We start from the raw sequence: 13,991 nt of genomic DNA, 5'->3' as shown, positions 1-13,991 counted from the left end.
CCTAACACCTTGGATTAATTTAGTTTTTAAAAACAACTCCTAACTAGAACCGAAGTTGGCGACTATGAGAATGCCAAGAACGGAGAGATAACGAGCAGTAACCCGGTAAAGATAATCAGATAGAGTGACGCACCTTTGTATTTGTGTAACATAGGTACTTTGTACACTAAGTATGCAGGGATAAGACAACCCACCATACCGAAGATTGGGCTACAAATTGAAGTGAAGCTCAGTACCGGTGCATTAAGGATGATTGCCCCCCATGCCAGTAGCACAGCGAAAATCATGATGCCGTTTTGTACCCATTTTTGGTTGATTTTCTCTAATGGGATATAACGTTGCAGAATGTTCATGACGATCCCTTGTGTCGCCTCACGGAAACCTAAGTAGACACCAAAGAATGCAGTCATTACAGCGAAGATATTCAGCATAACACTTACTACTGTAACCCAACCACCAGGGAAGAATTTCGCAGCAATCGCCAGAGCAGAGATATTTTGTTCATACGCTTTAACTGCTTCATCATGGCCCATTGCTAATGTGAATGAGATTGCATAGAAGAAAACAGTACAGAACAACACACCAAACGCGATATTCATTGCACGCAACGCTTTGTGACGAGCAACTTCACGGTTTTTATTACGACCACGGTAAGAGATAACCATTGGACTCAATGTTTGGATAAACAGAATTGAAGTCAGTGTAAAAGGTAATGTAATGATTGCTTCTTTGATTAAACGTCCAGCAGGTGGTAATGCTCCTACGTTATAAAGATGCCACATACCAATCATGGAGAGCCCTAACGCTGCAACAACAAGCAGTTTAGTTAGCACCATAAAGCTTGATAATTTAAACAGTAATTGCTCACCACGAGAAGAGATAGCGACTAAAGCACAAATCAGGATCAAACCATAAAATGGGTTTTCTGACAGTAAACTTTCAGTCACACCAAATGTTTGTAAATAAGAAGCACTGTCATTGGTGATTGCTGTTGAGTAAACAAACATCCAAATGACTAACATAACAAAGTAAAGTGCCCCTAATAAAATCCCCCAGTTTTTACCAAGATAACCAGTGATAACACTTGGATAGTCTTTACACTCTGGAGATTCCGCCAACGTATTAATAAATAGACGTTGGAAAAGGTACATAGCAGGATAACCAATCAGTGAGGATAGTAGAAAAACCCATAATCCCATCAGGCCTACCTGTACAGGTAAAAACACAATACCTGCACCGATCGCCATACCGATACTCATGATAACCCAGCCCACATCATTGCCGTCGAATTTAATAGCTGCACGCCATTCTTGTTCAGTCATACCTGCGCGACGCGCGCCAGCACTAGTTGCGGGATAGCTTGTTGTCTCTGTTTTTGAGGAAGCCGTTTCCATATTAGTACTCACTTTTTATATTGTAATTGTTAATAGCAAAACGAATTTTGGGGGTAAAAAAGTCTATCTAACATTGCGATGTCAAAATAACCTTACTCTTTGCAGGTATTATTTATTATGGGTAAATGATAGGAAATATTGCGGAGAAAAAAGTTGTTATAAATCGTGATAGCCTGAAATGATTTGGAAAAAAATTCTATCGTAAGGAGAAAAGTAGGATTATCTGTTCAAAGAGCACAGTAAATAATACCCCTCCCTTTATCCTAACCTTTAAAAACAAATAACCTATTGATTAATAATGTAAAACATCTATTGTTATACAATAATAGTCAAGTATAACAATTGAAACAAATCACCAAATAAACTGTGCAGTCCATCACGATATACTATGATAATCCTTTCTATTTAACTTTGTTATCTCGTATTTGGTTAAAATACTGTTACAAAACAGCATAATTAACCATTTAATCCGCTTTTTATAAAAATAGCCGATTAATAAGATAAAAATAGATAAGGAAGTGTATAACCAAAAGAGAATACTTTTTTCGATAGAATTAAATTCTATCATATTCCATGGATTTACTTTTCTTGAAGAAAGCGCGCTACAAACAGTAAAGTGTTTATTGTCTGTAGCGCTTAGATCATAAGAGAATAAGTAGCGCGATGTTAATAGCCACGCTCTAAGATTGGTTTTAAGAATCTTGCAGTATGAGAGCCTTCAAACTCTGCAACTTGCTCTGGTGTGCCTGACACTAAAATTTGACCACCACCGCTTCCGCCTTCAGGGCCAAGATCCACTATCCAGTCTGCTGTTTTGATCACATCAAGATTGTGCTCAATCACAACAATAGTATTACCTTGGTCGCGTAACTGATGAAGCACGTCAAGTAACAGCTCAATATCAGCAAAGTGAAGCCCAGTTGTAGGCTCATCGAGAATATAGAGAGTCTGTCCCGTACCACGTTTTGACAACTCTTTTGCTAACTTAACCCGTTGCGCTTCACCGCCCGATAACGTCGTTGCTGATTGTCCCAAGCGAATATAAGAAAGACCAACATCAATCAATGTTTGTAGCTTACGAGCTAATGCAGGCACCGCATCAAAGAACTCTCTCGCCTCTTCAATGGTCATATCTAACGCTTCGTGAATATTTTTTCCTTTGTATTTAACTTCAAGAGTTTCACGATTATAACGCTGGCCTTTACATTGATCACAAGGTACATACACATCAGGCAAGAAATGCATTTCAACTTTTAAAACACCATCACCTTGGCAAGCTTCACAACGCCCACCTTTTACGTTGAAACTGAACCGACCCGGTGTATAACCACGAGTACGAGACTCAGGTACACCCGCAAATAACTCACGAATAGGTGTAAAGACACCGGTATAAGTTGCGGGGTTTGAACGAGGAGTACGACCAATTGGGCTTTGGTTAATATCAATCACTTTATCGAAATATTCTAGCCCTTCAACATCTAAATAAGGTGCAGGTACACTATTTGTCGCCCCATTTAATTGGCGTTGTGCGATAGGGAATAACGTATCGTTGATCAGCGTTGATTTACCTGATCCTGAAACACCTGTAATACAGGTAAATAAACCTACGGGTAATTTTAGATTTACATTTTTTAGGTTATTACCTTTTGCGCCAAGAATGGTCAGCATTTTTTCGCGATCAACAGGCACTCGTTGTTCTGGAATTGCGATGCGACGTTCACCACTTAAGAATTTCCCCGTTAATGAATTCGGGTTATTAATAATATCTTCAAGCGTCCCTTGGGCGACAATTTCACCGCCATGAACACCCGCACCAGGACCAATATCAATGATATGATCAGCGGCTCGGATGGCATCTTCGTCATGCTCTACGACGATCACAGTGTTACCCAAATTGCGTAAGTGGATCAGCGTTTCCAGCAAACGATCGTTATCTCGTTGATGTAACCCTATCGAAGGTTCATCCAATACATACATCACGCCAACTAATCCCGCACCAATCTGACTCGCCAAGCGAATACGTTGAGCTTCACCACCTGATAAAGTTTCTGCAGAACGAGATAGTGTGAGGTAATTTAATCCCACATTGACTAAGAATTTTAATCGGTCACTGATCTCTTTTAAGACTTTTTCTGCAATCTTCGCTCGCTGACCACTCAATTTTAGATTTTGGAAAAAGATCATTGCATGACCAATACTGTAATCGGCTATTTCAGGTAATGTTGTATTCTCAACATACACATGGCGCGCTTCTCGGCGTAAACGTGTACCACCACAAGAAGCACAAGGGCGATTACTAATATATTTAGAAAGCTCTTCACGTACCGCACTAGATTCTGTCTCGCGGTAACGGCGTTCCATATTATTTAATACACCTTCAAAAGGATGATGACGAACAACAACATCACCACGATCGTTTGTGTATTTAAATTCAATATTCTCTTTGCCTGAACCCGTTAAAATGACTTTTTGAATATTATCTGGTAACGAATCAAATGGCGCTTCAACATCAAAATGATAGTGTTCACCCAATGAGCGAAGCATTTGGAAATAGTAGAAGTTACGACGATCCCATCCTTTAATTGCGCCACCAGCAAGAGAGATTTCTCTATTTTGGATCACTAATTCAGGATCAAAAAATTGCTGAACACCTAAACCATCACAAGTTGGACAAGCACCCGCAGGATTATTAAAAGAGAATAAACGTGGTTCTAGCTCACTCATGCTGTAACCACAAACAGGACAAGCAAAGTTCGCAGAGAAAACAATATCATCGGCATTGTTATCATCCATATCAGAGATAACGGCAGTACCACCAGAAAGCTCTAATGCGGTTTCAAAAGATTCTGCTAAACGTTGAGCCAGATCGTCACGAACCTTAAAGCGGTCAATAACCACTTCAATGGTGTGTTTTTTCTGTAATTCTAATGTTGGTGGATCAGAAAGATCACACACTTCGCCATCAATACGGGCACGAATATAACCTTGAGCGGCAAGATTATTGAGTAACTTAATATGCTCGCCTTTACGCTCTTTAACCACAGGTGCTAACAGCATTAAACGCTTACCCTCTGGCTGCTCAAGTACATTATCAACCATTTGGCTCACTGTTTGAGCGGCTAATGGAATGTCGTGATCAGGACAACGAGGCTCACCAACACGTGCAAATAAAAGACGTAGGTAATCGTGAATTTCTGTAATCGTTCCCACTGTCGAACGTGGGTTGTGCGACGTAGATTTCTGCTCAATCGAAATAGCGGGAGATAAACCTTCAATATGATCAACATCAGGTTTTTCCATCAATGAAAGAAACTGACGAGCGTAGGCAGAAAGCGACTCGACATAACGTCGTTGCCCTTCCGCATAAAGCGTATCAAAGGCTAAAGAAGATTTACCTGAACCAGAAAGCCCCGTAATAACAATGAGTTTATCGCGAGGAATGATCAAATTGATATTTTTTAGATTATGGGTGCGAGCGCCCCGTACTTCGATTTTATCCATGAATATATCCCGGATTGAGAGAGTCGCCGAAAAAGAAAGAATCGGATAATTATGACACAAAGTTAACTGAATGGATATACAGTATATATAGTGAAATTGAATGCTAGTGTAACTCTGTCATTTTGAGACAAAAAAATGTCGACAATGTTCACAAATGAGAAATTCATTACTCGTCATATTCAAATTTTAGCGTACGTGATAAACTTATTCGCTTATGATTTCAAAAAATTTACTTTCGCAGGAGTACCTCACATGGCGAGCAGAGGCGTAAACAAAGTTATTCTTATCGGTAATTTAGGGCAGGATCCAGAAATCCGTTATATGCCAAGTGGCGGTGCAGTTGCCAACCTAACACTGGCAACATCAGAAAGCTGGCGCGATAAACAAACCGGTGAAATGAAAGAAAAAACCGAGTGGCACCGTGTGGTAATTTTCGGCAAATTAGCGGAAATTGCAGGCGAATATCTGCGTAAAGGTTCACAAGTGTATATCGAAGGCCAATTACAAACACGTAAATGGCAAGATCAAAGCGGCCAAGACAGATATAGCACTGAAGTTGTTGTTAACATCGGTGGCACAATGCAGATGTTAGGTGGCCGTGGAGGTCAAGATAACGCACCATCTCAAGGTGGCCAAGGCGGTTGGGGTCAACCACAACAACCACAAGCATCTCAACAATTTAGTGGTGGTGCGCAATCTCGCCCACAACAACCAGCAGCAGCTCCAGCACCAAGTAATGAACCACCAATGGATTTTGATGACGATATCCCGTTCTGATCCTCTCATCTCAGAATAAATTATCTAAAACCATCTAAAAACCCCAGCTTAAGCTGGGGTTTTTGTTGTTTATCATCATTAGATACCGCCCTATATAAACCATCCCACTTTTGCATCGTATAAAATGGCTTTACACAACTCTCTTTGCATTCTTCTCTTCCTTCTTAAAAATGCTTTCTTTATATTGAAAGAAAATATGATATTGAAAAAACATGTTTTCTTATCTAACAACAGATCACTTTAAAAAGAGTGTAATTCCACAGTTATTTTTATAAAACCCCACTTTACACAAAGGTTTACTCTGGAAAAATATGATAGGATCCGTGTTATTAACAACGTCTGAGAGCATCTTATCCCCATGAATGAAGAGAAATTGCTCGCTCAGGCAGAAAAGATCTGCCAGAAACGAGGTGTTCGCCTGACTTCACAACGTCTGGCAGTATTACGTCTGATAATGCAGCAACCTTCTGCTATCAGCGCATACGACTTATTGGATTTATTACGCCAAGTTGAGCCTCAAGCAAAACCCCCCACTGTCTATCGCGGGTTAGAGTTTTTACTTGAGCAAGGATTTATCCATAAAATAGAATCCACCAACAGTTATGTGCTTTGTCATCATTTTGATGATGTTGAACATACGTCAGTAATGCTAATTTGTGACCGTTGTTTGTCTGTCACTGAAAAGAATAGCCATAAAATCGAAGATGCGATTTCATTACTGGCAAAAGAGAGTGGGTTTCATTTACGACATAGCGTCATAGAAATTCATGGATTATGTTCACAGTGCCACGAAGCACAAGAGTGTACCCATCCTGAAGGTTGTCATCATGATCATAGTATGGATGATAACCTTAAACAGAAAAAAACCGGTGATTATAAGCCACGTTGATTGAGCAACTGTCAGTAAGTCTAGACATAAAAAAATGCAGATGGTTTTGTGTTTTTACACATCATCTGCATCTTTATAAAATAAGTTGTATTGACTTACTTTGGTACAAATTACAGCCATTCACCGTTACGAATAACCCCAACGGCTAAACCTTCAACAGTAAAGCTTTGTTCGCGTAAATCGACGATAATAGGTGAAAACTCTGGGTTTTCTGCATGAAGTTCAATTTTATTACCGCTTTTCTTAAAGCGCTTTACTGTCACCTCATCTTCAATACGCGCCACAATGACTTGCCCGTTGTGAACATCTTGCGTTTTATGCACAGCAAGTAAATCACCATCCATAATACCGATATCTTTCATTGACATACCATTAACGCGCAATAAAAAATCTGCACTCGGTTTAAATAGCATTGGGTCAACTTGATAATGGCTTTCAATATGCTCTTGCGCTAAAAGTGGTTCACCAGCCGCGACTCGCCCAATTAATGGCAACCCTTCTGGCTCTTCTTCCATTAGCAAACGGATACCTCTAGATGCACCAGAGACAATTTCTATCACGCCTTTACGAGCAAGAGCTTTTAAGTGCTCTTCTGCCGCATTTGGTGAGCGAAACCCAAGTTGGGAAGCTATTTCAGCCCGTGTTGGTGGCATACCCGTTTGCGAAATGTGATCACGAACCAAATCGTAAACCTGCTGCTGCCTTGCAGTTAATGCTTTCATTCCGCCCCCTGTTTGTTTATACAGTCAGACTGTGAGTATATACAGGTATATGACGATTTGAAACCTTAAATGAATATAAAACACGCATCTTTGGATTATTTTTCGACAAAAAGCGAATTTTTTAACTTTATGCGAAGAAATGTCCCCAAAGAATGGTTACCCAAGTAAATAATCCCAATATAATAGCAATTAGAACGGCGGCAGACCCCATATCTTTTGCACGTCCGGATAATTCGTGGTATTCAGATCCAATTCGATCGACAACGGCTTCTATTGCACTATTTACTAGTTCCAAAATCACAACCAATACAACGGAACCAATGAGTAAAATGCGCTCTAGACCACTGACATCGATGAAAAATGAAAGGATAATTGCAACTAAGGTCACAATTGCTTCTTGTCTAAAAGCGGCTTCATTAATCCATGCGGCACGAATACCTTGGTATGAATAACCACCAGCTTTGATGATTCGGGTAAGACCTTTATTTTGATTAGCCATAATAAACTCTATCGAAAACAAACGATTATTTTGTCACTTTTCTCTATTAATATTGTCACAGCACCACAGATCTACGAAAGACTTTCTGTTATGCTTTCGAAGTATTGCTAATAAGAGGCTACAACTATTTATGTCAGCTTGGCGTAAACTATATTATAACACATTGAATTTACCACTAAAATTACTGGTAAAAAGTAAACGAGTTCCGACTGATCCTATCACTGAATTAGGGTTAGATACGTCGCGCTCTTTCCTTTATGTTCTGCCTTATCATTCAAAGGCTGACTTACTGACATTAAGACAGCAATGTCTCTCTTTAGGGTTGCCTGATCCACTGCAACCTATTGAGATCGGTGGAACTAAGCTTCCTGCTTATGTCTTTATTGATGACGGCCCAAGAGTATTCCGTTATTACTCGCCCGATCCTCGTAAAGACTCCGTGAAGACATTTCACGCTTATCTTGATGCACATCGTAATAACCCACATCTTGATATCGAGATGTTGCCAGTTTCTGTGATGTTTGGCCGCTCTCCTGGTCGTGAAGGTCATAATGGCGTTCCTCATTTACGCGTGCTTAACGGTATCCAGAAATTTATCGCTATCCTCTGGTTAGGTCGTGATAGTTTTGTTCGTTTTTCACCCACTGTATCAATGCGTGAAATGGCGAACGAACACGGTACAGACACCAGTATAGCGAGAAAACTTGCACGTGTTGCGCGTATCCACTTTTCACGCCAACGTTTAGCTGCTGTTGGCCCTAAATTGCCAGCACGCCAAGATCTCTTCAATAAATTGCTTTCATCAAAAGCGATTGAAAAAGCGATTGAAGATGAATCAAAAGCGAAGAAAATCTCACTTGATAAAGCGCGTAAAAATGCCACAGATATCATGGAAGAGATCGCTGCTAACTTCTCATATGAAGCAGTGCGTATTAGTGATCGCGTATTAAGTTGGACATGGAATAAGCTCTATCAAGGTATCAACGTTTATAATGCCGAACGCGTACGTAAACTCGCGCAAGATGGGCATGAAATCGTGTATGTTCCTTGTCACCGTAGCCATATGGACTACTTACTGCTTTCTTATGTGCTTTACCACCAAGGTTTAGTACCACCCCATATAGCTGCCGGTATTAACCTCAATTTCTGGCCAGCTGGCCCTATTTTCCGCCGTTTAGGGGCTTTCTTTATTCGAAGAACCTTTAAAGGTAACAAGCTTTACTCCACCATTTTCCGCGAATATTTAGGTGAGCTATTTACACGAGGCTACTCCATTGAATACTTCGTTGAAGGTGGTCGCTCTCGTACAGGTCGATTGTTAGATCCTAAAACAGGAACACTTTCAATGACAGTACAAGCCATGTTACGCGGTGAAACACGCCCTATCTCTGTTGTTCCAATTTACATTGGTTATGAGCACGTTATGGAAGTCGCAACCTATGCTAAAGAGTTACGTGGAGCAACAAAAGAGAAAGAAGGCTTTATGCAGATGGTCAGAGGATTACGTAAATTACGTAACCTTGGTCAAGGCTATGTGAACTTTGGTGAGCCAATTTCTGTTGTACAATACTTAAATCAAGCTGTACCACAATGGCGTGATGATATTGATCCAATTGAGCCACAGCGCCCAAGCTGGTTAAACCCAACAGTAAGCACACTCGCTGATAACATTATGGTTCATATCAATAATGCAGCATCGATTAATGCAATCAATCTGGTTTCAACAGCCTTATTGGCATCACGTCAGCGCGCACTCACGAGAGAACAACTGTTAGAGCAAATAGATTGTTATCTACAATTATTACGCAATGTGCCTTATTCGACAGATATGATTGTGTCTGATAAAAACGCTGAAACTTTATTAGAACACGCACTACAATCAGATAAATTCCAAGTCGAAAAAGACAGTCTGGGTGATATTGTGGTACTCCCTCGTGAAAGTGCGGTATTAATGACTTATTACCGTAATAACACAATCCACTTAATGATCACTCCGTCATTAATTGCCAGCATTGTCTTACATCATGAAAAAATTCATCGTGATGATTTAATGAAACAAGTGGAGCTCATCTTCCCTCTGATTAAAGCGGAACTATTTATTCGTTATGAGAAAGAAGAACTCCCTGAAGTCATTAATACTTTGATTGCAGAATTGTGCCGTCAGCGCCTGATTTGTTGTAATAGTGATGGTTTACTGCGTATCAACCCCGCGCGTATTCGTCCATTACAGCTTTTAGCCGCCAGCGTCAGAGAAACATTACAACGCTACGGCATTACACTCTCTTTACTCAATTTTGCACCTGAAATTAGCCGAGCATTATTGGAAAAAGAGAGCCGGATCTTGGCACAACGTCTTTCTGTTCTACATGGTATCAACGCACCTGAATTCTTTGATAAAGCGGTATTCTCTACCTTAGTTTCAACGCTACGTGAAGAAGGGTATCTCAATGATAATGAAGATATCCTAAAAGCAGATGCATCTGCCCTTTACCAAGTGATTGCAAAATTAATGTCACCAGAAATTCGCTTAACCATTGAAAGCGTCGGGATCGCTGAAGATAATAATTCAGTACAAGCCATTGGCGAAAAAAGTGAAACTAAAGCTGATGAATAATCAGTAAATAGCACCATGACCGAAATAGAAAAGGGATAAGCTTATTGCTTATCCCTTTTTGTTTTGACTCAATGGTAGAGAAGACTTCAGCACTGACTTATCTTAAAAATAACTAAATAAAATACCCGCAAATAAAACAAAACCAACATAGTTATTATTCATAAAAGCTTGGAAACACGGCGCTCTTTCACGCTCTGCAATAAGTTTCTGTTGATAAATAAACAGCGCTGTTACTAACAATAGCGACCAGTAGTAGATACCTTTCAGATCCAATAAAATACCGATCCCTACTAATAATGCCAACATCACCAATTGTAAAATGCCGATAATAATTTTGTCATAACGACCGAATAAAATAGCGGTAGATTTAACCCCAATTTTTATATCATCATTACGATCAACCATTGCATATTGCGTATCGTAAACAACAGACCAAACAATATTGACAAAGAATAATAGCCAACACACCAACGGCAAACTTTCAGAAACGGCAGCAAATCCCATAGGGATTGACCAGCCAAAAGCCATACCTAAAATAAGCTGAGGTAAATTACTAAACCGTTTAACGAAAGGATAAAACCACGCCAGTGCGAGCCCTGCCACAGAGAGCCAAATAGTCATGGTATTAAGTGTTAGGACTAATGCAAATGACAAGAGTACCAAAACGATAAATAAGATTTTGCTCTCTTTCTCTGTCACAGCCCCACTAGGTAATGGTCTATTTTTAGTTCGTTCAACACTGCCATCAATTTTTCGGTCAGCAAAGTCGTTTATTACACACCCAGCGGCACGCATCGAGAACACACCAATAGTAAAGACAATCAGAATATGCCAATCAGGAAAGCCTTTAGCAGCAATCCATAAAGCCCAATAAGTTGGCCAAAGTAGTAATAGCGCTCCGATAGGTTTATCTATACGCATTAAACGGCTATATGCTTGCCATTTACTTTGCGTCATACTTCCCTCCAATTTTAGCTCCCCCTAATTACTTCTCATACACTGGTGATGCAGGTAGAAACATCTCGGTTAATAATAAAGGTTTATCTGAAAGCTGAAAACGAGAACGGCGTAACCAATACCCATTTTGTTGCCCAATATGAATAAAATCACGAATTAAGGTTGTTTCCTGAAACAGATAACGCCCAAGTGGAACGGTTCTTAGATTGACCAGTTTTCTGTCTTCACCTGTCAATGTCTCTTCTGGCACTAACGTCCGCCCTAATAACCAAGGAATATCATCACCACACAATACCACTTCTCTTAACCAATAACGCTGACTTTTGGGTAAACACGCTCTTTCGTCAGCGGGTTCAATAAAATCAACAAATCCTTCTTGGTAAGGCATTACAGTGACTTTATTACAATATTGCTCAAAACGCCGAGTCATCGAGCCTAATTCCATTAACCAACTTAATGTACTTTCTTTAATGTTTTCGTGTTCCTCATTAGGTAACCAATGGATAGGAGCGGGAGTAATTATTGATTTTTTGAACATTATTTCATCATCACGCGTTGATGATCCTAGCTTGTACGATTTATTATTCATAAGGATATCATGATGTGACTAATGGAAGTTAAAAGCTGATAACATTTCGCATAAATAATCTAAAAAAGCGTTAAAAGAAAATCAGATAAAATGCTAATGATGCCAAAAAGAAAGGAGGTTATTACAACCTCCTTTTTATCTAACCAACTACTTATATTCAGTTTATTCGATTAACGCCATGCTTTATAACGATTAATCAGATTATTTGTTGAGCTATCATGGCTGTTAACACTTTCCTTACCTTTTAATTCAGGAAGAATACGGTTAGCCAGCTGTTTACCTAATTCAACACCCCATTGGTCAAACGTAAAGATGTTGAAGATAACACCTTGTACAAAAATTTTATGCTCATACATGGCAATTAATGCACCCAATGAGTAAGGTGTAATTTCTTTTAATAAAATAGAGTTTGTTGGTCGATTACCTTCAAATACTTTAAAAGGTGCAACATAATCCATGGTTTTAGGATCTTTTCCTGCAGCAGCAAATTCAGCATCAACTTGCTCACGAGTTTTACCAAAAGCGAGTGCTTCAGTTTGAGCAAAGAAGTTAGACATCAGTTTTGCGTGATGATCTGATAGAGGATTATGGCTAATAGCTGGCGCAATAAAATCACAAGGAATAATTTTTGTCCCTTGATGGATCAATTGATAAAACGCATGTTGACCATTTGTACCCGGCTCACCCCAAATGATAGGGCCCGTTTGATAATTAACTTTATTACCATCACGATCAATATACTTACCATTAGACTCCATATTACCTTGTTGGAAGTAAGCAGCAAAACGATGCATATATTGATCGTATGGCAGAATCGCTTCAGTTTCTGTGCCAAAAAAATTGTTATACCAAATGCCAATCAGAGCGAGGATCATCGGAATGTTATTTTCAGCACTTGCTGTTTTAAAGTGGTTATCCATTGCATGAGCACCTTCCAACAATTGCTCAAAATTGTCATAACCAACAGATAATGCGATAGATAAACCAATTGCTGACCATAATGAATAACGACCACCTACCCAATCCCAGAATTCAAACATATTGGCTGTATCAATACCAAATTTTGCCACTTCAGTACTGTTTGTGGATAACGCGACAAAGTGTTTAGCCACAAAAGCACTCTCTTTAGCAGAAGCTAAGAACCAATCTCTTGCTGAGTGTGCATTGGTCATAGTTTCTTGTGTAGTAAAGGTTTTTGACGCGATTAAGAAGAGCGTTGTTTCTGGATCACATTTTTTCAATGTTTCTGCGATATGAGTGCCATCAACATTAGAAACAAAATGCATAGTCAAATGATTTTTATAAGGACGTAAAGCTTCTGTCACCATATAAGGGCCAAGATCAGAACCCCCAATACCGATATTCACAACATCAGTAATCGCCTTACCTGTATAACCTTTCCATTCACCACTAATAATGCGTTCACTGAACTGTTTCATTTTATTCAGTACAGCATTAACTTCTGGCATTACATCTTTACCATCAACGATTACGGGAGCATTGCTGCGATTACGTAATGCAGTATGCAATACAGCACGATCTTCAGTACGGTTGATTTTTTCCCCCGTAAACATGCTATTTATCGCACCTTCAACGTCGCATTCCTTAGCCAAAGCCTGCAATTTCTCTAATGTTTCTTTCGTAATACGGTTTTTTGAAAAATCTACTAGAATCTGGTCTGAAAACGTTTTTGAAAACTGATCAAAGCGTGATGGATCCTGAGCAAACAATGTTTTCATCTCGGTATCTTTGATAACCGAAAAATGGTTTTCTAATGCTTTCCAGGCTAGTGTTTGGGTTGGGTTTACATTTTTCATTCACAATACTCTCTTAAGATTACAATCTGATATTCTCAGATTGTAGCCTGACATTTAATAGTTACAGTCAATTCTTTCTCATTTGATGATATTGGTCAAAACCATTCAACAAATCTAGTACTAATTACTTTCATAGGTAAAACCGATAATGCAGCACTGATTATTAATTAAATTGATTATTCTTCACTCTGCATTGACTCTCTACTTAATAACCGATATTCCTAAGTTGTGT

The 13,991-nt window shown here is 39.4% G+C and carries 10 protein-coding genes; 3 read left to right on the top strand and 7 right to left on the bottom strand.

Translation table 11 applies throughout. The features are described from left to right. Nucleotides 1-62: 62 nt before the first annotated feature. Together QSH13_RS16335 and uvrA are read right to left on the bottom strand one after the other, a co-directional pair. Nucleotides 63-1,394, bottom strand: coding sequence for an SLC5/6 family protein (locus QSH13_RS16335; protein WP_006536365.1), 1,332 nt, complete (start codon nucleotides 1,392-1,394; stop codon nucleotides 63-65). Between the two features lie 666 nt (nucleotides 1,395-2,060). Next, entirely contained in the window at nucleotides 2,061-4,895 is a 2,835-nt protein-coding gene (gene uvrA / locus QSH13_RS16330; protein ID WP_109398346.1) for an excinuclease ABC subunit UvrA, read from the bottom strand. A 252-nt stretch (nucleotides 4,896-5,147) separates the two neighbouring features. On the opposite strand from uvrA, the gene ssb1 reads away from it, so the two are divergent. Together ssb1 and zur are read left to right on the top strand one after the other, a co-directional pair. Then, entirely contained in the window at nucleotides 5,148-5,672 is a 525-nt protein-coding gene (gene ssb1, locus QSH13_RS16325) for a single-stranded DNA-binding protein SSB1 (RefSeq protein ID WP_109398347.1), read from the top strand. A 358-nt stretch (nucleotides 5,673-6,030) separates the two neighbouring features. Next, complete coding sequence (gene zur / locus QSH13_RS16320; RefSeq protein WP_088494416.1) at nucleotides 6,031-6,561, top strand: zinc uptake transcriptional repressor Zur; 531 nt, start codon at nucleotides 6,031-6,033, stop codon at nucleotides 6,559-6,561. A gap of 110 nt (nucleotides 6,562-6,671) precedes the next feature. Here zur and lexA read toward each other — a convergent pair whose 3' ends face one another. Next, nucleotides 6,672-7,283 (bottom strand): transcriptional repressor LexA, encoded by a 612-nt coding sequence (gene lexA / locus QSH13_RS16315; protein ID WP_023583074.1) that lies wholly within the window; start codon nucleotides 7,281-7,283, stop codon nucleotides 6,672-6,674. Nucleotides 7,284-7,410: 127 nt separating this feature from the next. Next, nucleotides 7,411-7,782 (bottom strand): diacylglycerol kinase, encoded by a 372-nt coding sequence (locus QSH13_RS16310; RefSeq protein ID WP_109398349.1) that lies wholly within the window; start codon nucleotides 7,780-7,782, stop codon nucleotides 7,411-7,413. Between the two features lie 130 nt (nucleotides 7,783-7,912). Between QSH13_RS16310 and plsB the strand changes: the two genes are divergently transcribed. Further along, entirely contained in the window at nucleotides 7,913-10,396 is a 2,484-nt protein-coding gene (gene plsB, locus QSH13_RS16305; RefSeq protein WP_109398350.1) for a glycerol-3-phosphate 1-O-acyltransferase PlsB, read from the top strand. Nucleotides 10,397-10,498: 102 nt separating this feature from the next. On the opposite strand, the gene ubiA is transcribed toward plsB, so the two are convergent. The 3 genes from ubiA to pgi form a co-directional block, all read right to left on the bottom strand. Further along, nucleotides 10,499-11,353 carry a 4-hydroxybenzoate octaprenyltransferase gene (ubiA, locus tag QSH13_RS16300; RefSeq protein WP_109398351.1) on the bottom strand — a complete coding sequence of 285 codons (855 nt, stop codon included), beginning with the start codon at nucleotides 11,351-11,353 and terminating at the stop codon, nucleotides 10,499-10,501. Nucleotides 11,354-11,381: 28 nt separating this feature from the next. Beyond that, nucleotides 11,382-11,891: a chorismate lyase gene (gene ubiC / locus QSH13_RS16295; protein WP_109398352.1), complete on the bottom strand. Its 510-nt coding sequence runs from the start codon at nucleotides 11,889-11,891 to the stop codon at nucleotides 11,382-11,384. A gap of 221 nt (nucleotides 11,892-12,112) precedes the next feature. Then, nucleotides 12,113-13,759 (bottom strand): glucose-6-phosphate isomerase, encoded by a 1,647-nt coding sequence (gene pgi, locus QSH13_RS16290; RefSeq protein WP_286039372.1) that lies wholly within the window; start codon nucleotides 13,757-13,759, stop codon nucleotides 12,113-12,115. Nucleotides 13,760-13,991: the final 232 nt, after the last annotated feature.

Source organism: Proteus faecis (assembly GCF_030286765.1).
Lineage (GTDB): Bacteria > Pseudomonadota > Gammaproteobacteria > Enterobacterales > Enterobacteriaceae > Proteus > Proteus faecis.
This window is presented reverse-complemented; position numbering and strand designations above follow the sequence as displayed.

Bases quoted from the DNA above. Each gene is read 5' to 3' on its own strand.
- plsB (WP_109398350.1), top strand. From the start codon at position 7,913: ATGTCAGCTTGGCGTAAACTATATTATAACACATTGAATTTACCACTA.
- uvrA (WP_109398346.1), bottom strand. From the start codon at position 4,895: ATGGATAAAATCGAAGTACGGGGCGCTCGCACCCATAATCTAAAAAAT.
- ubiA (WP_109398351.1), bottom strand. From the start codon at position 11,353: ATGACGCAAAGTAAATGGCAAGCATATAGCCGTTTAATGCGTATAGAT.
- zur (WP_088494416.1), top strand. From the start codon at position 6,031: ATGAATGAAGAGAAATTGCTCGCTCAGGCAGAAAAGATCTGCCAGAAA.
- QSH13_RS16335 (WP_006536365.1), bottom strand. From the start codon at position 1,394: ATGGAAACGGCTTCCTCAAAAACAGAGACAACAAGCTATCCCGCAACT.
- lexA (WP_023583074.1), bottom strand. From the start codon at position 7,283: ATGAAAGCATTAACTGCAAGGCAGCAGCAGGTTTACGATTTGGTTCGT.
- ubiC (WP_109398352.1), bottom strand. From the start codon at position 11,891: ATGTTCAAAAAATCAATAATTACTCCCGCTCCTATCCATTGGTTACCT.
- ssb1 (WP_109398347.1), top strand. From the start codon at position 5,148: ATGGCGAGCAGAGGCGTAAACAAAGTTATTCTTATCGGTAATTTAGGG.
- pgi (WP_286039372.1), bottom strand. From the start codon at position 13,759: ATGAAAAATGTAAACCCAACCCAAACACTAGCCTGGAAAGCATTAGAA.
- QSH13_RS16310 (WP_109398349.1), bottom strand. From the start codon at position 7,782: ATGGCTAATCAAAATAAAGGTCTTACCCGAATCATCAAAGCTGGTGGT.